Origin of the sequence: Streptomyces sp. NPDC048636, from assembly GCF_040650655.1 — a bacterium.
Taxonomy (GTDB): domain Bacteria; phylum Actinomycetota; class Actinomycetes; order Streptomycetales; family Streptomycetaceae; genus Streptomyces.
Genome location: NZ_JBEZHR010000009.1, coordinates 96,616 through 113,611, shown reverse-complemented (window position 1 = coordinate 113,611; position 16,996 = coordinate 96,616). Strand labels below are relative to the sequence as shown.

The 16,996-nt window shown below is 73.4% G+C and carries 16 protein-coding genes; 7 read left to right on the top strand and 9 right to left on the bottom strand.

What is annotated here, in order from left to right:
- Positions 1 to 254: 254 nt before the first annotated feature.
- On the bottom strand, positions 255 to 1,220 hold the full coding sequence (locus AB0C66_RS24000) for a LysR family transcriptional regulator (RefSeq protein WP_362442134.1): 966 nt from the start codon (positions 1,218 to 1,220) through the stop codon (positions 255 to 257).
- 104 nt (positions 1,221 to 1,324) lie between these two features.
- Here AB0C66_RS24000 and AB0C66_RS23995 point away from each other — a divergent pair, with 104 nt between their 5' ends.
- Positions 1,325 to 2,791: an FAD-dependent oxidoreductase gene (locus AB0C66_RS23995; RefSeq protein WP_362442131.1), complete on the top strand. Its 1,467-nt coding sequence runs from the start codon at positions 1,325 to 1,327 to the stop codon at positions 2,789 to 2,791.
- Here the strand turns inward: AB0C66_RS23995 and AB0C66_RS23990 are convergent.
- Complete coding sequence (locus tag AB0C66_RS23990) at positions 2,757 to 3,041, bottom strand: hypothetical protein (RefSeq protein ID WP_362442128.1); 285 nt, start codon at positions 3,039 to 3,041, stop codon at positions 2,757 to 2,759. The genes AB0C66_RS23995 and AB0C66_RS23990 overlap by 35 nt on opposite strands.
- Before the next feature lie 124 nt (positions 3,042 to 3,165).
- Here AB0C66_RS23990 and AB0C66_RS23985 point away from each other — a divergent pair, with 124 nt between their 5' ends.
- The 4 genes from AB0C66_RS23985 (at position 3,166) to treZ (ending at position 8,331) form a co-directional block, all read left to right on the top strand.
- Complete coding sequence (locus tag AB0C66_RS23985; protein WP_362442125.1) at positions 3,166 to 4,518, top strand: histidine kinase; 1,353 nt, start codon at positions 3,166 to 3,168, stop codon at positions 4,516 to 4,518.
- A complete protein-coding gene (locus AB0C66_RS23980; RefSeq protein ID WP_362442122.1) occupies positions 4,515 to 5,276 on the top strand; it encodes a response regulator transcription factor in 762 nt (253 codons plus the stop codon). The genes AB0C66_RS23985 and AB0C66_RS23980 overlap by 4 nt, the downstream gene beginning before the upstream one ends.
- A gap of 221 nt (positions 5,277 to 5,497) precedes the next feature.
- On the top strand, positions 5,498 to 6,406 hold the full coding sequence (locus tag AB0C66_RS23975; protein ID WP_362442120.1) for a GNAT family N-acetyltransferase: 909 nt from the start codon (positions 5,498 to 5,500) through the stop codon (positions 6,404 to 6,406).
- A gap of 134 nt (positions 6,407 to 6,540) precedes the next feature.
- Entirely contained in the window at positions 6,541 to 8,331 is a 1,791-nt protein-coding gene (gene treZ / locus AB0C66_RS23970) for a malto-oligosyltrehalose trehalohydrolase (protein WP_362442117.1), read from the top strand.
- An 84-nt stretch (positions 8,332 to 8,415) separates the two neighbouring features.
- Here the strand turns inward: treZ and AB0C66_RS23965 are convergent, their stop codons facing one another.
- From AB0C66_RS23965 to AB0C66_RS23945, 5 genes are all read right to left on the bottom strand, one after another.
- Positions 8,416 to 9,084, bottom strand: a complete 669-nt coding sequence (locus AB0C66_RS23965) for a LysE family translocator (protein ID WP_362442114.1) — start codon at positions 9,082 to 9,084, stop codon at positions 8,416 to 8,418.
- A gap of 98 nt (positions 9,085 to 9,182) precedes the next feature.
- The gene (gene msrB, locus AB0C66_RS23960; protein WP_362442111.1) at positions 9,183 to 9,590 is read right to left on the bottom strand and encodes a peptide-methionine (R)-S-oxide reductase MsrB; all 408 of its coding nucleotides are present in this window, start codon (positions 9,588 to 9,590) and stop codon (positions 9,183 to 9,185) included.
- A gap of 12 nt (positions 9,591 to 9,602) precedes the next feature.
- Positions 9,603 to 11,030: a UDP-N-acetylmuramate--L-alanine ligase gene (gene murC, locus AB0C66_RS23955; RefSeq protein ID WP_362442108.1), complete on the bottom strand. Its 1,428-nt coding sequence runs from the start codon at positions 11,028 to 11,030 to the stop codon at positions 9,603 to 9,605.
- 93 nt (positions 11,031 to 11,123) lie between these two features.
- A complete protein-coding gene (locus tag AB0C66_RS23950; protein WP_362442105.1) occupies positions 11,124 to 11,597 on the bottom strand; it encodes an indole-3-glycerol phosphate synthase in 474 nt (157 codons plus the stop codon).
- A 101-nt stretch (positions 11,598 to 11,698) separates the two neighbouring features.
- On the bottom strand, positions 11,699 to 12,508 hold the full coding sequence (locus AB0C66_RS23945) for a pyrimidine reductase family protein (protein ID WP_362442102.1): 810 nt from the start codon (positions 12,506 to 12,508) through the stop codon (positions 11,699 to 11,701).
- A 67-nt stretch (positions 12,509 to 12,575) separates the two neighbouring features.
- On the opposite strand from AB0C66_RS23945, the gene zapE reads away from it, so the two are divergent.
- A complete protein-coding gene (gene zapE, locus AB0C66_RS23940) occupies positions 12,576 to 13,700 on the top strand; it encodes a cell division protein ZapE (protein ID WP_362442099.1) in 1,125 nt (374 codons plus the stop codon).
- 156 nt (positions 13,701 to 13,856) lie between these two features.
- Entirely contained in the window at positions 13,857 to 15,263 is a 1,407-nt protein-coding gene (locus AB0C66_RS23935) for an alkaline phosphatase PhoX (protein WP_362442095.1), read from the top strand.
- Positions 15,264 to 15,323: 60 nt separating this feature from the next.
- Here AB0C66_RS23935 and AB0C66_RS23930 read toward each other — a convergent pair whose 3' ends face one another.
- On the bottom strand, positions 15,324 to 15,992 hold the full coding sequence (locus AB0C66_RS23930) for an ABC transporter (protein ID WP_362442092.1): 669 nt from the start codon (positions 15,990 to 15,992) through the stop codon (positions 15,324 to 15,326).
- On the bottom strand, positions 15,989 to 16,987 hold the full coding sequence (locus tag AB0C66_RS23925; RefSeq protein ID WP_362442089.1) for an ABC transporter ATP-binding protein: 999 nt from the start codon (positions 16,985 to 16,987) through the stop codon (positions 15,989 to 15,991). Before AB0C66_RS23925 ends, AB0C66_RS23930 begins: the two co-directional genes overlap by 4 nt.
- Positions 16,988 to 16,996: the final 9 nt, after the last annotated feature.

Sequence of the window (16,996 nt, the reverse complement as noted above, 5' to 3'; positions counted from 1 at the left end):
CCGGGCGGGCGGCGGTAACGGCGTGGCGGACCGCGTGTCGAGAGGACCGTCCGGCCGACGGGACCGGCCACCGGCGTCGGCCCCCGGGCCGAGGCCCCACCGCGGTGCGGGCGGGCCCCTTACACCACCGCGTGCGCCACCGTCCCCTTGCGCGACGCCGCCGTCGAACTCACCGTGGACGACATCGGTCACGGCCCCCGAGGCCGACGTCGCCCGGCGCTTCGCACCCCTCATCCGGCGCGCCCGCCCGGGCTCTACACCATGGTCCGCACCGACCCCGCCTCGTCCTCGGCCGAGGTCTCAACCGACCCCTGCCCCCACGCCTCGCCCTCGGACGCCTCCGTCCGGCCCAGGCGGGCGGTGCGGCCGAGGAGGTCGACGAAGGCGGCGGCCGCTCCCGTCAGGGCCACGCGCGAGAACGCGACCACTTCGCGGGACCACGGAGGGTCGAGGGTCACCACCGCGCAGCCGTGCCCGGCGGCGACATGGGCGGGGGTGATCACGATGCCCGCACCGGCGGACGCCATCCGCACGGCCGTCGAGGAGTGCTCGGTGTGGACCCCGTCGCGCGGGGCGAACCCCGCCCGCTCACAGGCCAGATCCACAAAGCGGCGCCCGTCGACCACCGGCTCCAGCGCACAGCGCACCCAGTCGCGGTCCGCCAGCTCCTCCAGCCGGATGGACTCCCGCCCGGCCATCGGGTCCCCGTCCGGGACGACCACCACGATCTCCTCGCGGCCCAGGGGGACAACAGGACCCGGCCAGTCCTTCGGATGGTGACCGACGGCGAGGTCGGCGACCCCGCGCTCCATCCGCTCGCAGAGCTCCTCGCCGGTGGCGTACTCGCGCACCACCAGCCGCACACCCGGGTGTGCACGCCGCCAGTGGGCGAAGACCTCGGGCAGGGCCCCGACGGCGAGGGCGTGCAGGGTGGCGATGTGCAGTTCGCCACCTTCGGACCCGGAGGCGGCCCGTGCCGCGCGCCGCGCCTGCCGGGCGCTGCGCACCGCCCGCTCGGCATGGGGCAGAAAGGCGCGTCCCATGGCCGTCAGCCGCACCCCGCGCGGCAGCCGCTCGAGCAGCGCTCCGCCGACCTCCGCCTCCAGGGCCTTGACCTGGTGCGACAGCGTCGGCTGACTGACCCCCAGCAGTTCGGCGGCGGCGGTGAAGGAGTCCTCCTCGACCACCGTGACCAGATACTCCATCTGTCGCAGACTCATCCGCTCCCCCTGTGTCACGCAGACTGTGTCATGCAGAGAATCCATCGCTCTCATAAAAACTATGCCTTGGACTCATGGCCTACCCCGGGCGGAGGGTTACGCCCATGGATGAGACCGACGTCATCGTCATCGGAGGCGGCACCGGCGGCTACAGCACCGCACTGCGCGCCGCCGCCCTGGGCCTGGAAGTGGTGCTCGCCGAACGCGATCTGATCGGCGGCACCTGTCTGCACCGCGGCTGTATCCCCAGCAAGGCCATGCTGCACGCCGCCGAACTGGTCGACGGGATCGCGGAGGCTCGGGAGCGCTGGGGCGTCAAGGCGTCCCTGGACGCGGTGGACTGGTCCGCCCTGACCGCGACCCGCGATGACATCGTGGATCGCAACCACCGCGGGGTGGCGGGCGCCCTCGCCCGGGCGGGTGTCCGGGTGGTGCGCGGCACCGCCGCCCTGACCGGCCCCCGCTCGGTCCGTGTCACCGCCGCGACCGCCGCGCAGGGGGCGCCGGTTGACTGGACCGCGCGCCGCGGCATCGTGGTGGCCACCGGCTCCCGGCCGCGCACCCTCCCGGGGCTGACACCGGACGGCCGACACATCGTCACCAGCGATGACGCCCTCTTCGCCCCCGGTCTGCCCGCCTCCGTCCTGGTGCTGGGCGGTGGCGCCATCGGCGTCGAATACGCCTCACTGCACCGCTCCATGGGCGCGCGGGTCACCCTGGTCGAGGCGGCGGACCGGCTGCTGCCCCTGGAGGACGCCGATGTCGGCCGCCATCTCACCCGCGGGCTGAAGCGGCGCGGTATCGAGGTGCTGACGGGCGCCCGGCTGGAGACGGCCGAACCCCACGAGGCCGGGGTGCACGCCACCGTCCGCACCTCCCGCGGCGAGGCGCACACGCTGGACGTCGAGCGGCTCCTCATGGCCGTCGGCCGGGCACCGGTCACCGATGGGCTGGACCTCGCCGCCGCCGGACTCACCACCGACGAGCGCGGTTTCCTCGCCCCGGCCGACTGGTCGCGCCTGGAGACCGCGGTGCCGGGCATCCATATCGTCGGTGATCTGCTGCCTCCCCCTTCTCTCGGACTGGCCCATGCCTCTTTCGCGGAGGGTCTGCTGGTGGCCGAGACCCTGGCGGGCCGCACCCCGCGCCCCGTGGACTACGACGCCGTGCCCCGCGTGACCTACTCCAGTCCGCAGACCGCCTCCGTCGGCCTCTCGGAGACCGCCGCCCGGGCCCGTGCGGGCGACGACGCGGTGGTGGTCAACACCATGCCGCTGACCGCCGTGGCCAAGGGCATGGTGCACGGACAGGGCGGCATGGTGAAGGTCGTCGCCGAGCGGATATCCGCATCCGGATCCACGGAGCCACCGGCGGCAACGGCCGGGCGGATCCTCGGCGTTCATCTCGTGGGCCCGCATGTCTCGGAGATGATCGCGGAGAGTCAGCTGATCGTGGGCTGGGACGCCGAACCCGCCGATGTGGCCCAGCACATCCACCCGCACCCCACCCTCTCCGAGGCCGTCGGCGAGACCTACCTCACTCTGGCCGGGCGCGGTCTCCACCAGCACTGACCGAGGCCCCGGCCCCCGCCGCCCCGGATATCTCCGGGCCCTGGGAGCGGCCGGCCATTCCCTCGGCGACCATCACGAGGACGACGCCGAGCACCAGGATCACCCCGCTCGCGATCCACTCATGACCGTCGGTGAAAGGCAGACGGCCCAGCACACCCCAGAACCGGAACCAGCCCACGAGCTCGTGCACCAGACCGGCGAGGCCCCAGAACACGAGGAGCGACCCCGCCCCCTCCAGTACCTTCTTCATGCTTCGAGGCTAGGCAGCGGACCCGGGGCGGCGGATCGGCCGAAAGTATCGGCCCGCCCGACTTTGGTCGCTTCCCCGGCTGACGGCCGCGACTCCGTCCACGGCCGTCGCTACCTTCGTGGGTATGAGCAGTTCATCGACCGTGCGACCGCCGCGCCGCACCCGGCGCGACTGGTGCGTCGACCCCGGCGTCATCGTGCTGGCGGGGTTCCTCTCGCTCCTCGCCTCCGCGTCGGTGGCCGAGGATCCGTCGGTGCCGGACGGCGTGCTGTTGGCCGACGTGAGCGCCGGTGCGCTGGCCTGCCTCGCGCTGTGGCAGCGGCGCCGGTGGCCGGTGGGTCTCGCGCTGACGCTGCTGGCCGTCGGCACCGTCTCGTTCTACGTGGCGGTGCCGTTGCTGGTGGCGCTGTTCACCGTCGCCGTCCACCGCCCGCTGCGCACTCTCGCGCTGGTCGGCGCGGCAGCCGTGGCACACCTGCTGACCGGTCCTGCCCTGCGCCCCGATCCGGAGCTGGGGTACCTCGAGTCGGTGCTGCTGAGCACGGTGCTGTTCGGCGGGGTCATCGGCTGGGGCATGTTCGTGCGCTCACGCCGCCAGTTGCTCGAATCGCTGCGCGAGCGCGCGCTGCGCGCGGAGTCCGAGGCGGCGCTGCGCGCCGAGCGGAGCCAGCGGCTGACCCGTGAGCGGATCGCCCGGGAGATGCACGACGTGCTGGCACACCGGCTCTCCCTGCTGAGCGTGCACGCGGGCGCGCTGGAGTACCGCCCGGACGCCTCCCCCGACGAAGTCGCCCACGCCGCCGGGGTGATCCGCAGCAGCGCCCATCAGGCGCTCCAGGATCTGCGGGAGGTGATCGGGGTGCTGCGGGCCCCGGACAGCGATCCCGGGGACCCGTCTCCGCCTGACCGGCCGCAGCCCGCGCTCACCGATCTGCCACGGCTGGTCGAGGAGTCGCGGCAGGCCGGGATGCGGGTCACGCTGCGGGATGGGATCGGTGGTGCGGCGGGGGCGGACGGGGTGCCGGGCGCCACGGGCCGTACGGCGTACCGCATCGTCCAGGAGGGGCTGACCAACGCCCGTAAGCACGCCCCGTACGCCGAGGTGACGGTGGTGACGGCGGGGGCGAGGGGCACCGGGCTGACCGTGGAGATCCGCAATCCGCTGCACCGCACCGCCCCACCACCGGTGGACCGTACGGATGCGGTGCGTGCGCCCGTGCCCGCCGGCGAGCGGGGAGTCGACGCGCCGACGGCCGCGCCGGCCGCCCCCGTGACCACCTCCGTGACCACCTCCGCCCCCGCCGCCCTCCGTCCTGCCGCTTCCGGCCCCGGCTCCGCTCCCTCGGCGATCCCCGGCGCGGGCCGGGGACTCATCGGCCTCGCCGAGCGTGCGGAGCTGACCGGCGGGCGGCTGGAGAGCGGCCCGTCGCAAGGTGGCGACTTCCGGCTCTACGCATGGCTACCGTGGCCCGCATGAGTGCTTCCGCGCCGGACTCGCCCGCGCCCACCCCGGCTTCCACGACCGCGCCCGCACCCTCCGGCGCCGCGGGCCGCGGGCCCGGGTCCGCCCCCGCCCGCGCGGTCCGGGTCTTGCTCGTCGACGACGACGCGCTCGTCCGTGCCGGGCTGCGGCTGATGCTGGGCGGCGCCCGCGGAATCGAGATCGTGGCCGAGGCGTCCGACGGCTCGCAGGTCGCCGCCCTGGTGGACAGGTACGCCCCGGACGTCGTGCTGATGGACATCCGGATGCCCACCGTGGACGGTCTGGCCGCCACCGAGGAGCTGCGGCGGCGCCAACAGCCCCCGGAGGTCATCATCCTGACCACCTTCCACGCGGATGAGCATGTGCTGCGTGCCCTGCGCGCCGGGGCGGCGGGCTTCGTCCTCAAGGACACCCCGCCCGCCGACCTGGTGGCCGCCGTACTGCGGGTCGCGGAGGGCGATCCGGTGCTCTCCCCGGCCGTGACCCAGCAGCTCATCGAGCATGTGGCGGGGGCCGGGGCGGATGCCCGCCGGGGCCGGGCACAGGAGCGGCTGACCCGGCTGAACGACCGGGAGCGGGAGGTGGCGGTCGCCGTCGGCCAGGGCAAGTCCAACGCGGAGATCGCCGCCGCGCTGTTCCTGAGCGTCCCCACCGTCAAAACCCATGTGTCGCGGGTCCTGACCAAGCTCGACCTCAACAACCGCGTCCAGATCGCCCTGTTGACCCATGACGCGGGCCTCCTCGACCCCTGACCCGCACACACCACAGCCGCACACCACAGGGCCGCGCGAAAATATGTGGACGCTGGCCCGCCACGGCTTCTAGAGTGCGGGCACGCCCTTGATCAGGAAGGAGGCGAGAGCCATGGACACCATGACGACCATTCCGCGCTCCCGCCCCCCGTTCGCAGGGCGTATCCGCGTCTGATCAGGTATCCGACCCGGGAGCGCATCGCTTCTCCGGAAGGATTTCCGTGACCGATCTGGTCATCCGCGCGCTCACCGAGAGCGACGCACATCTGTTCCACACCCTGAACGACCCCGAGCTCGTCGGCCGCGGCCGGTTCGGCCGCAGCTACGCCACCGTCGGCAACGGCGGGGAGTACCGCCCCGAGTGGACGTGGGTGGCGTTGCGCGACGAGCGCGTCGTGGCCCGAGCCGCCTGGTGGGGCGCGCCCGGCTCCACCGAGCCCATCGCCCTGGACTGGTTCGACTTCGCCGACGGCGAGGACGAGGCCGCCGTCGAACTGCTGCGCACCGCACCCCATCACGCCGAGTACACCCTGATGGTCCCGCCCGGCTGGCGCGACCGGCCCGAGGAGCGGACCGCGGCGCAGGCCCGCGTCGACGCCGCCGTGGCGGGCGGATTCACCCCGCTGGTAGAGCGCTTCCGCTATGAGTGGACGCCCGACCACGGACTGCCGGAGCGCCCGGGGCGGCTGGAGTTCCGGCCGGAGCCCGACGACGCGGCGATGGCCGAGGTGCTGCGCCGGATCATGCCCGGCAGCCTCGACGCGCATGACCGTAAGGCCATGGCCGAGGGCGGTGCCGAGGCCGCGGTCCGGGAGCTGATGGAGTTTCTCGCCTGGTGTCCCTCGCCGCGTGAGTGGTGGCGGCTGGCGGTGACGCCCGATGGGGAGGTCGTCGGCATACAGGTCCCCGCGCACAATCCCAGCGGTCCCTGCGTCGGCTATATCGGCGTCGTCGAAGAGCACCGCGGCCACGGCTATGCGTACGACCTGTTGGTGGAGTGCACCCACGACCTGGTGGAACGGGGCGCCACCACGATCGCCGCGGCGACCGACCAGGGCAACGCGCCCATGGCCGCCCACTTCGCCAGGGCGGGCTATCCGGTCACCCAGGAGGTCATCAACCTGGTGTGACGGGCTGACCCGGCCGGTGTGTCCGGCCGGTTGACCGGTGTTGTCCTGCTGCGCGCCCGGCACCGCGTCCCCCAGCATGGTCGGGAGCCTCGGGCCAGACCACGAGGTGAGCGGCCGCGAGATGGGAGACGCCAGTGCTGTTCGAGGTGTGGGCGCCGTACGCCGGCCGGGTCGGGCTCCATAGGGAGGACGTCACGCGTCCCGTCGAGGGCGTAGCGCGTCCCGTCGAGGACGTGACGCGTCCCATGGAGCGCGACCCCGCCCGGGAGGGGTGGTGGCGGGCCGAGGCGGCGGCCGGGCACGGGACGCGCTACGGCTTCACGCTCGACGGCGGCCCGCCGCTGCCCGATCCGCGCTCGCGCCGCCAGCCGGACGGCCCCGAGGGCCTCAGCGCCGTCGTCGACCACTCCCGCTTCCCCTGGGAGCGGGAGTGGTCCGGGCGGCCGCTGCCCGGCGCCGTCCTCTATGAGCTGCATATCGGCACCTTCACCCGCGAGGGCACCTTCGACGCGGCGGCCGAACGGCTGCCGCGGCTGGCCGGGTTGGGCATCAGCCATGTGGAGCTGATGCCGGTCTGCCCGTTCCCCGGGACCCACGGCTGGGGGTACGACGGTGTGGCCCCCTGGGCCGTGCACGAGCCGTACGGCGGGCCGCAGGGGCTGGCCCGCTTCGTCGACGCCGCCCACGGCCATGGCCTCGGTGTGATCCTGGACGTGGTCCACAACCATCTGGGCCCCTCCGGTAACCATCTCCCCGCCTACGGCCCGTACTTCACCGACACCCACCACACCCCCTGGGGCGCCGCGGTCAACCTCGACGCCCCCGGTTCCGACGAGGTCCGCGCGTACTTCATCGGCAGCGCGCTCGCCTGGCTGCGCGACTTCCGGCTCGACGGGCTGCGGCTGGACGCCGTGCACGCGCTGCACGACACGCGGGAGCCGCACTTCCTCGCCGAACTGTCCGCCGCCGTGGACGCGCTGGCCGCCCGGACCGGCCGCCCGCTGTTCCTCATCGGCGAGTCCGATCTGAACGATCCGCGCACCACCGCACCGCGCGAGTCCGGCGGCCATGGGCTGCACGCGCAGTGGAACGACGACTTCCATCACGCCCTGCACACCCTGCTCACCGGTGAGCGCCAGGGCTACTACGCCGACTTCGCCGCCGCGGGCGCCGGTGCCCTGGCCAAAACGCTCACGGGCGGCTTCTTCCACGACGGCGGCCACTCGGCCTTCCGGGGCCGGGCGCACGGCAGTCCGCTGAACACGCTCACCACCCCCGCCCACCGGCTGCTCGGCTATGCCCAGACCCATGACCAGATCGGCAACCGCGCCCTCGGCGACCGGCTCTCCGCCGGGCTCTCCCCCGGTCTGCTGGCCTGTGCGGCGGCCCTGGTGCTGTGCGCGCCGTTCACACCGATGCTGTTCATGGGCGAGGAGTGGGGCGCCGGTACGCCCTGGCAGTACTTCACCGACCATCAGGACCCGGAGCTGGCCGAGGCGGTACGGCGGGGCCGCCGCCGGGAGTTCGCCGCGCACGGCTGGGCCGAGGCGGAGATCCCCGACCCACAGGATCCGGCCACCCGGCTGCGGTCCTGTCTCGACTGGTCGGAGCCGGAGCGCGCACCGCATGCCGGACTGCTCGACTGGCACCGGCGGCTGATCGCGCTGCGCCGCGCGGAACCGGCCCTCACCGATCCGGGCTGGCCGACGGTCGCGGCGGAGGACGGCTGGTTGGGCTTCCGGCGCGGCCCGCTCCACGTCCTCGTCAATCCGCGGGACCGCCCGGCCAGGATCCCGCTCGGAGCCGGGCCCGGCGAGGTCACCGAGGTGGTGGCCGCCTGGCGGCCCGTCGAACTCCCGGGCGCCGATGGCGTACTGCGGTTGCCGCCCGAGTCGGCCGCCGTCCTGCGCCATGCGCCGGGCTGACCCCGAAGCCGTGGCGACGAGCTGGCCCCCAGGCCGTGACGACGGCCCGATCCCGAAGCCGCAAAGACCTCAAACGCCGCGGTCTCAGCCCTCGATGGCCATGCGTACGCCCAGGGCCACCAGGACTCCGCCGGAGACCCGCTCCATCCCCCGGCGCACCGCCCCCCGGCTCAGCAGACCCTTCAATCGGCCCACGCACCAGACGTAAACCGAGTAGTAGCCGACCTCGTAGACCGCCCATACGGCGGCCAGCGCCACCATCGTGGGCAGCTCGGGCGCACCGGACGGTACGAACTGCGGCAGGAAGGAGAGCGCGAAGACGGCCGCCTTGGGGTTGGCCAGGTTGACCACCAGGCCCACGCGGTAGGAGCGCCATCCGGAGTCGTGGCGTTCGCCCGGCGCCGGGGCGGCGAACGCCTCCGCGGCCTCCCGTTCCTCCCCGGCCGCCCGCTCCTTGGCCTCCCGCCCCTCTCGCCGGGCCGAGCGCAGCGTCTGGAGGCCGAAGCCCACCAGCACCACCGCACCGGTGATCCGCATGACGTTGTACGCCACCTCGGAGGCGGCGAGCAGCCCGGTGAGGCCGAAGGCGGCGACCAGGCCCCAGATGAAGATCCCGGTCTCATTGCCGAGGACCGTCAGCAGCCCCGCCCGTCTGCTGGCGAGCGACTGCCGGATGATCAGGACGGTGCTCGGGCCGGGTGAGGCGGCGATCAGTGTGCAGGCGCCGAGGAAGGCGAAGAGAGTGCTCAGCATTGGGCCATCGTCGGCCGCGCCGCACCGCTCGCGCCACCCGTTTTCGCCGTGCCCGGACGCACCCGTAGGTGTCGCCCGGGCGCACCCGGCCGGTGGTCTCAGCTCTCCCGGGGCGTCAGCCGCAGCGAGATGGAGTTGATGCAGTACCGCTGGTCGGTCGGGGTCGGATAGCCCTCACCCGCGAAGACGTGTCCCAGGTGGGAGCCGCACCGGTTGCAGCGCACCTCCATGCGGACCATGCCGGCCGAGCGGTCCTCGATCAGCTCGACGGCGGAGGAGTCCGCCGGGTCGTAGAAGGACGGCCAGCCGCAGTGGCTCTCGAACTTGGTGTCGGAGCGGAACAGTTCGGCCCCGCAGGCCCGGCAGGAGTACACGCCGGTCGTCTTGGTGTCGGTGTACTCACCGGTGAAGGCACGCTCGGTACCGGCCTCGCGCAGGACTTGGTATTCCTCCGGGCTCAGCTCCGCGCGCCACTGCTCGTCCGGCTTGTCGATCTCGTACGCCATCGGCGGACCTCCTCAGCTCTGGCTCTCGGGGCTCTGGAGACGGGCGAGGATCTCCGGACCGAGGTCCGTGACATCGCCCGCGCCCATGGTGAGAACAAGGTCACCGGGCTTGGCCATTCCGGCGATCAGTTCGGGCACCGCGGCCCGGTCGTGCTCGGCGGTCACCTCGCCGCCCCGGCCCGCGGCGGCGTCGATGACCAGGGCGCTGGTGATGCCCGGGACCGGGTCCTCGCGGGCCGGGTAGATGTCCAGGACGACGGAGGCGTCGGCGAGTGTCAGGGCCTCGCCCATCTCGGTACCCAGCTCCTGGGTGCGGCTGAACAGGTGCGGCTGGAAGACCACCAGGACCCGCCCGGCACCGGCGCCGCCGCGGATCGCCTCCAGGTCGGCGGCGATCTCGGTGGGGTGGTGTGCGTAGGAGTCGATGACCTGCACTCCGGCCGCGGTGCCCTTGAGCTGGAGCCGCCGCTTGACGCCGGTGTACGCGGCGATGGCGGGGGCGAGCTCGGCGGCGGGGACGCCCAGGGCGGCACCGGCGGTGAGCGCGGCCACCGCGTTGAGCGCGTAGTGGCGGCCGGGGACGGAGACGGCGAACGTGATCTCCCGCCCGCCCAGGACCTCGGCGAGCCGCACGGTGACCTGGCTGGTCAGACCGTGCTGGACGATGGCGAGCACCCGGACGTCCGCGCCCTCGTCCTCGCCGTAGGTCAGGACCCGCAGCCCCTCGCGGCCCTTCACCCGGGCGGTCAGCTCACGGGCGCCGTCCTGGTCGGCGGAGACGACGAGCGCGCCGCCCGGCCGGATCCGGCCCACGAAGGTCTCGAAGGACTCGTAGATCTCGTCCATCGAGGCGTAGTTGGCGTGGTGGTCCAGCTCCACGTTGAGGACGATGGCGACCTCGGGGGCGTACTTGTGGAAGCTGCGGTCGCTCTCGTCGGCCTCGGCGACGAAGATCTCACCGGCGCCGTGGCGGGCGCTGGAGCCGGGCGCGTCCAGGTCGCCGCCGATGACGTAGGTGGGGTCGAGGCCGAGGCTGCCGAGGGAGACGGCGAGCATCGACGTCGTGGTGGTCTTGCCGTGGGTGCCCGCGACCGCGATCGGCCGGGCGCCCTCCATGAGCGCGGCGAGCGCGTCGGAGCGGTGCACCACCGGGATGCCGCGCTCGACGGCGGTGACCAGCTCCAGATTGTCGGCGCGGATGGCGCTGGAGATCACGACGCTGGTGGCGTCGGACGCGATGTGCCCGGCGGCGTGGCCGATATGCACGGTGGCGCCCGCCTCGCGCAGCGCGGCGACGGTCGGGGAGTCCTTGGTGTCACTGCCCGCGACCTGTGCGCCGCGCTGGGCGAGCACCTTGGCGACGCCCGACATCCCGGCGCCGCCGATGCCGATGAAATGCGGTCGATCCAGCGCGTCGGAGGCGGTGCCGGCCGGTGCCATGTACGGGTCTCCCTGGTTCGCGGTGTTCTCGCTGTCGGCCCGATTCTCGCACCTCGGACCGCCCGGCCCCGCGCAAGGCCGGGACCGCCCGGCTCAGCCTCCCGTCGGCTGCTCCTCGTCGACGGCGTGGGAGAACAGCTTGAGCACCGGAACGCCTACGGTGTGGCGGGCCCGGGAGGCCCAGTCCCGGTGGAAGAACTCCTCCACGAAGTGCGGGGCGGTCAGCACGATCACCTCGTCGGCGCCGGTCTCCTCGACGACGCCGCGCAGCACCTCCAGCGGGCGGCGCTGGACAACATGGCCCCTGGCCTCGCGGCCGGCCTTCCGCAGGGCCGCCACCGAGTGGGCGAGGGCGCGCTCGGCGGGCTCCAGCGCCTCGCTCCCCTCCGGCTCCTCCCCCTCCTGGGCGGCCTGCTCCAGCTCGCCCAGCGCGATGTCGTCGATGGCACGCAGCAGCCGGTCCTTGCTGCCCCGGGGCTGCATCAACACGATGAAGGACACCGGATCATCGCCGTGCAGGGTGGTGACGAACTCCACGTCGGCAGGGGTCAGGGGCTTCTCGATCATCAAAATGCTCGTGAACACGGCAGGCGCCCTTCTCCATTCACGGATCCAATACCGGAATCCAGAAATCCAGGAATCTCGTCGCTTATGCGCTTACTGCAACATTATTGGTAAATCCGACGGTAGCGGGTGAAAAGGAAACCGGCTTCCTCCAGGACCGAAGCGAGAGCGAACCGTTCCGGTTCCACCAGAGCGGAACCGTTGACGATGCGCGCCGCATCCCCCGCGGCCAGCATGGGCGCCACTGACAGACACAGCTCATCGAGTACCCCGGCTGCGGTAAACAGTCCCAGGAGTTTCGGGCCGCCCTCCGTCAGCAGCCGGGTGTGGCCGCGCTCGGCCAGGGCGGTCACCATCGCGGTGGCGTCCACCAGGCCCGACTCCGCGTCCCCGGCGAGCACCACCTCGGCCCCGGCCGCGCGCGCGGCGGCGATCCGCTCCCCGGGCGCCCCTCCGCCGGTGATCACCAGGGTGGGCACCACCGGCTCGGTGAACAGCGGCAGCGAGAAGTCGAGGTCCAGACCGGCGCTGACCACGGCGACGGCGGGCGCGGGTGGCTGGCCGAGCGCCGCCCGCCGCTCGGCGAACGCGTCCCGGGCGCGCGCCGGGCGATAGCCCTCCCTGCGTACGGTCTCGGCGCCGACGACCACGGCGTCGGCCAGTCCGCGCAGCACCCCGAAGATCCGCATATCGGCGGCGGACGACAGCGGCTGCGAGCGGCCGTCGTGATGGGCGGCGCCGTCGAGCGAGGAGACCATGTTGGCCCGGAGTACGGCTCCCGTGGGACCCGGCGGCCGGTCCGGGTAGGCATAGGCGTCGGCGAGCTCGTCCAGCCCCCATTCGCGGTCCTCGGCGCCGGGTGGCGCGGCGGATCCGGTGGTCGGTTCGGCGGACAACGGGAACAGGCGTCGCATACGGCGCAGTGTGACATGCCTCCCTCTCGGTCGGTCGGCCCTGGAAATGCGACTACCCTGGACTTCCGTGTCTGCACCAAGCACCTCTTCCGGCCCTTCCGGCTCGGCAGGCCCGATAGCCGCCGAAGCCCCGGTAGCCCTCAGTGCCCGCGCTCCGCAGGTCGCCGCCGAGCGCCTGGTCGCCGAGATGGTGCCGCCGCCCCGGTTCGCCACGGTCAGCTTCGACAACTACATCCCGGACCGGGATCAGCCCAGCCAGGCCGAGGCCGTCAAGACGCTCAGCGGCTTCGCCGAGGGGCTCGACGGCGGAGCGGGCGCCAAGGACGGCCGCCGCCGGCACTGGTTCCGGCGGGAGGCCAGGCCCGCCGCCGCGAGCGGCCCGCGCGGGATGTATCTGGACGGCGGGTACGGCGTCGGCAAGACCCATCTGCTGGCCTCCCTGTGGCACGCCACCCCGGCAGCCGCCGAGCACAAGGCGTTCGGCACCTTCGTGGAGCTGACGAACCTCGTCGGGGCGCTCGGCTTCCAGCAGACCGTGCGGACCCTGAGCGGCCACCGGCTGCTGTGCATAGACGAGTTCGAGCTGGACGACCCGGGCGACACCGTGCTGGTCTCCACCCTGCTGGGCAAGCTGGTCGACGCGGGCGTGGCGCTCGCCGCGACCTCCAACACGCTCCCCGGCAAGCTGGGCGAGGGCCGGTTCGCCGCCGCCGACTTCCTGCGCGAGATCCAGGGGCTGTCCGCCCACTTCCACCCCCTGCGCATCGATGGCGAGGACTACCGCCACCGCGGGCTGCCCGAGGCCCCGGCCCCGCACTCCGACGACACGGTGACGCGTGCGGCGTACGGCACCCCCGGTGCCTCGCTCGACGACTTCCCCTCCCTGCTGGAGCACCTCTCCCAGGTGCACCCGAGCCGCTACGGCGCCATGTGCGACGGCATACAGACCGTGTGTCTGACCGGGGTCGGCCCGGTGCCGGACCAGTCGACCGCGCTGCGGCTGGTGGTGCTGGCGGACCGGCTCTACGACCGTGAGGTGCCGGTGCTGGCCTCCGGCGTCCCGTTCGACCGGCTGTTCAGCGAGGAGATGCTGGGCGGCGGGTACCGGAAGAAGTACTTCCGGGCGATATCCCGGCTCACCGCGCTGGCCCGGGACGCGAAGGGACTCGCCGAGGCGCACGCCGGGCGCTGAGCCGCCGGACCGCCCGGACACCGGCGGTCTCCGGGAGCCTCCGGCGGTCTTTGGAAGAGACGCGTACAGCCGACACCGGCCAGATGGTTCCCGCACGCGCATGCGCGTGATACACACGTGCGGTCTATTTCCTGTCCGCCAGCAGGGAGTTATCGCATGTCAGCGACACGACGTCAGATCCTGGGACGCACCGGTGCACTGGGCGCCTCCATCGCCTTCACCGGAACCATCCCGGAGCTCTTCACCGGTACGGCCGCGGCCGCCGGAACCGATTCCGCCGCCGGAGCGGCGGAGGCCGCCCACGGCGGCTACGGCCCGCTCGTCCCCGACCCCGACGGTCTGCTCGACCTCCCCGAGGGGTTCCGCTACCGGGTGCTGTCCCGGGAGGGCGACCCCCTGCGCTCCGGCGAGGGCAAGGTCCCCAGCCACTGCGACGGCATGGCCGCCTTCCCCGGCCGGTCCAGCGGTGCGCACAGCCGCACCCATCTGGTGCGCAACCACGAGAACCGGGTGGACGCGGCGATCCGGGTGCCCGCCGTCAAGGGCCTCACCTACGACCCCGAGGGCCTGGGCGGCTGTACCGCCCTGGAGCTCGACTCCCGCAACCACGTCCTGTCCGAGCGTGTCGCGATCGCGGGCACCGCGGTCAACTGCGCGGGCGGCCCCACCCCCTGGCACACCTGGCTGACCTGTGAGGAGACCGAGGACAGGGCCGGGACCAACGGGTACACCAAGGACCACGGCTTCATCTTCGAGGTCGACCCCTACGACCCGCGCCGCACCGGCGCCGTGCCGCTCACCACCATGGGCCGCTTCCAGCACGAGGCCATCGCGGTCGACCCGGGCAACGGCATCGTCTACGAGACCGAGGACGCCTTCGAGAAGCCGTTCGGGCTCTTCTACCGGTTCCGGCCGAAGAAACCGCTCGGCGGAATCGGCTCGCTGCGCGCGGGCGGTGAACTCCAGGCGATGCGGGTCCCGGGCGTCCGCGACCTGTCCACGGTCCAGGAGACCGGTACCACCTTCGACCATATCGAGTGGGTGACGGTCCCCGATCCGCTCGCCAGGGAAACCCCCATCCGCTTCCAGGACTTCGGCCCGGGCGGCATCACCCACGCCCAGAAGCTGGAGGGCTGCTACTGGGGCGGTTCCTCGGTCTACTTCGTCTCCAGCTTCGCCAAGAGCGCGGACGGTTCGGCGGCCGACCACTACGGCCAGGTCTGGCGCTACGACCCGCAGCGGCGGCGGCTCACCCTGGTGATCGTCTTCGGGCCGGACACCGACCTCCAACTGCCCGGCGAGTCCCCGGACAACATCACGCTGGCGCCCAGCGGCGGCCTGATGGTCTGCGAGGACGGCGAGGGCGCCCAGCATGTCTTCGGGCTGACCCGGCGCGGCGAGGTCTATCCGATGGCGCGCGGACAGCAGAACATCGGCACCCCGGAGGAACCGGCGTGGGGTGAGTTCGCGGGTGTCACCTTCGCCCCGGACCGCCGGACGATGTACGTCAACTGCTATACCCCGGGGACCACGTTCGCCGTGACCGGCCCCTGGCAGCACTAGGCCCCAACCCGGCCCCGCCGCGCACCGTCCGCGGGCGGTGCGCGGCGGGGCCGGGTTTCGCTACGTGCGGCGGGAGCTGAGGGCGCAGGCCAGGGCGGTCGCCCCGGCGGCGGCCACGCAGGTCACCGCCAGTGGCAGCAGGGGCAGCGGTACGGCACCGCTGTGCGACCCCTCGACCAGCCCCGACACCGCGGCGTTCGCGGGCGAGGCACCGGCCACCAGCACCAGCAGCGCGGCGACCACGGAGGAGGAGATGGCCCAGCCCGGGCTGCGCAGCAACGGCCGGTTGCACAGCGTGCCGACGGCCGTACCGAGCAGCGCGCAGGCGACCGCGGCGAGCAGCCCGGCGGCGGTCGCCCTCCCCACCGGGATCCCGATCCGGTGGTCCGCGGTGCGCGGATCGCTGATGAGGGCGACGAACAGGGCCCCCACGGTGCCGAGTCCGAGCGAGGCGCCGAGCGCCGTGAGCACCGAGGCGAGGTGCGCCCGGCCGGGGCCCGCCGCCGCGGCCACGCAGTCGCGGGCGGCGGTGGGCTCGGTGGTGGTGCACACCCGCACCAACCAGGCCGCCACGGGGAGCAGCGCGGCGGCGGCGTAGCCGAAGGAGTCCAGGATCGGATCCCCGGCCTGCACCGTGATGCCCATGAACGCGGCGTAGAGCAGCACCGGCGGCAGCCAGCGCTGGGAGCGGACCAGCAACGCGGCCTGATAGCGCAGCAATGCGGTCATGAGCCCTCCGGCCTCGTCGTCGGCGCCACGGCGGGTACCTCCGCCACGGAGTGGATGTGCCAGGGCGGATGGGCGGTGAGCAGCGCCCGCAGCAGCGCGTCGGAGTGCGCGGCGCCGACGGTCAGCCGTACGGTGCGGGGCCCGTCGCCCGCGCGGCGCGGCGGTCCAGCGCTTCCCCCGGCACACGGGCGTACGTCGGCGAGCCCTGGCGTCCGGGGCTCGCACCGCGGGTCACCGGGCAGGTCCGGCGGGATGTCGGCGCCCGGCGGGCCCTCGGCCACGACCGCCACCCGCGCCCCCGCGGCGTCGGCTCCCGGGACGCCTTCGTCGTCGTCCGGTCCCGTCACCGGCGGGCGTCGCGTACCCGGGGCCCCGGCGGGGACCTCGGCCACCGGCGTCAACCGCGCGTCGGCGACGCGGCACACCGTGTCGGCGGCGCCGGACAGCCGACGGGGGTCGTGGTCGACGAAGACGACCGCGCCGCCCCCGGCGACCCGTTCGGCCACCGCGGCGTCCAGCTCACCGCGCGCCGCCTGGTCGAGGCCGGTCCATGCCTCGTCGAGGACCAGCAGCCCGGGGGCGCCCAGCAGTGCCTGCGCCACGGCCACCTTCTGGCTGGTGCCCTTGGACAGCTCGGCGAGCGGGGTGCCGAGGTGTTCGGCCGCGCCGAACCGTTCCAGCCACTCCCCCGCCCCGCGCTCCGCCGCCGCCCGCCCCAGCCCGTGGATCCGGCCGAGGTGGGTGAGGTAGTCACGGGCCGAGAACGGGAGTTCGGCCGGGAAGCGCTCGGGTACGTACGCGGTGCGCGGGCGTCCGGAGATCCGGCCCGCGCTCGGCGCGTCGATCCCGGCGAGCAGCCGCAGCAGGGTGGACTTCCCGCTGCCGTTGGCCCCCTCCACCCGGGTCAGCGAACCCGGCTCCAGTTCGAGGTCGACGCCGCGCAGCACCCATGGCCCGCCGAGGCCGTAGCGGCGGCCGACTCCTCGCAGTCTCATGGCGGTCGA

Coding starts and splice junctions, on each gene's coding strand:
- AB0C66_RS23945 (WP_362442102.1), bottom strand. CDS start 12,508: ATGCGACGCCTGTTCCCGTTGTCCGCCGAACCGACCACCGGATCCGCC.
- AB0C66_RS23950 (WP_362442105.1), bottom strand. CDS start 11,597: ATGATCGAGAAGCCCCTGACCCCTGCCGACGTGGAGTTCGTCACCACC.
- AB0C66_RS23990 (WP_362442128.1), bottom strand. CDS start 3,041: ATGAAGAAGGTACTGGAGGGGGCGGGGTCGCTCCTCGTGTTCTGGGGC.
- AB0C66_RS23925 (WP_362442089.1), bottom strand. CDS start 16,987: ATGAGACTGCGAGGAGTCGGCCGCCGCTACGGCCTCGGCGGGCCATGG.
- AB0C66_RS23965 (WP_362442114.1), bottom strand. CDS start 9,084: ATGCTGAGCACTCTCTTCGCCTTCCTCGGCGCCTGCACACTGATCGCC.
- AB0C66_RS23980 (WP_362442122.1), top strand. CDS start 4,515: ATGAGTGCTTCCGCGCCGGACTCGCCCGCGCCCACCCCGGCTTCCACG.
- AB0C66_RS23935 (WP_362442095.1), top strand. CDS start 13,857: ATGTCAGCGACACGACGTCAGATCCTGGGACGCACCGGTGCACTGGGC.
- AB0C66_RS23995 (WP_362442131.1), top strand. CDS start 1,325: ATGGATGAGACCGACGTCATCGTCATCGGAGGCGGCACCGGCGGCTAC.
- AB0C66_RS24000 (WP_362442134.1), bottom strand. CDS start 1,220: ATGAGTCTGCGACAGATGGAGTATCTGGTCACGGTGGTCGAGGAGGAC.
- AB0C66_RS23985 (WP_362442125.1), top strand. CDS start 3,166: ATGAGCAGTTCATCGACCGTGCGACCGCCGCGCCGCACCCGGCGCGAC.
- murC (WP_362442108.1), bottom strand. CDS start 11,030: ATGGCACCGGCCGGCACCGCCTCCGACGCGCTGGATCGACCGCATTTC.
- msrB (WP_362442111.1), bottom strand. CDS start 9,590: ATGGCGTACGAGATCGACAAGCCGGACGAGCAGTGGCGCGCGGAGCTG.
- AB0C66_RS23930 (WP_362442092.1), bottom strand. CDS start 15,992: ATGACCGCATTGCTGCGCTATCAGGCCGCGTTGCTGGTCCGCTCCCAG.